The 819-nt window shown below is 43.2% G+C and carries 2 pseudogenes; one reads left to right on the plus strand and one right to left on the minus strand.

Annotated elements, in window-relative coordinates:
* Window positions 1-355, plus strand: a pseudogene (locus R7190_RS26570) (biotin--[acetyl-CoA-carboxylase] synthetase); the annotation flags it as partial.
* A gap of 6 nt (window positions 356-361) precedes the next feature.
* On the opposite strand, the pseudogene R7190_RS26575 reads toward R7190_RS26570, so the two are convergent.
* Window positions 362-819 (minus strand): annotated as a pseudogene (locus tag R7190_RS26575) (type I pantothenate kinase); the annotation flags it as partial.

An 819-nucleotide genomic window follows, 5' to 3' on the forward strand; every position in this document is an offset into this window, starting at 1 on the left:
AATGGGATTAAATATTGGCATGCCTGATGTGCAGCCCGGTATTGATCAACCCTGGACAACACTCAACCAAATTTCCAATGAAGTGAGTATCGATAGAACTCAATTGGCGATACGTCTTATCGATCATTGGAAAGCCGCGCTAGAAGAATATGAACTGACTGGACTGGGTGGTTTTGTTGAACGTTGGAATCGTTTGGACAACTTTATCGGCCGACCGGTTAAGCTTCTTATGGGACCGAGAGAAATACACGGAGTGGTACAAGGTATCGACCAACAGGGTGGGGTGGTGCTCAAAACTGAAAATGGTTTGGAAACCTACATTGGCGGAGAAATTTCGTTGAGAAAAGGGGACTGAGCCCCTTTACTTTCTTAGCGATACTTTGTCGACAAGGTGGTTAGCACCTTTGTGGAGGATCAAATGGGCTCTTTCTCTGGTTGGAAGAATATTCAATTCCAGATTGAGTCCATTAATATTGCGCCAAATTTCTTTCGCTTTACTTTTCGCTTCATCGACCGACAGTTGCGTATAGTGGCTGAAGTAGGAGCCTGGTTTAGTAAAAGCTCCGCGGCGAAACTTCAAAAATCTCTCAACATACCACTGCTCTATCGTTTCACTTTCCGCATCAACATAAATTGAGAAATCAAGAAAATCAGATACAAATACTCGATGTGGATCATGTGGGTAGTCCATACCGCTTTGTAATACGTTTAAGCCTTCAATAATAAGCACGTCAGGTCGGTCGACTTTTTTTAGCTCATCAGTAATGTCGTATGTGATGTGTGAGTAAACAGGTACTTCAAGATGTGGTTTACCCGCCT

The sequence above is a fragment of the Vibrio sp. 1078-1 genome, from assembly GCF_033340475.1.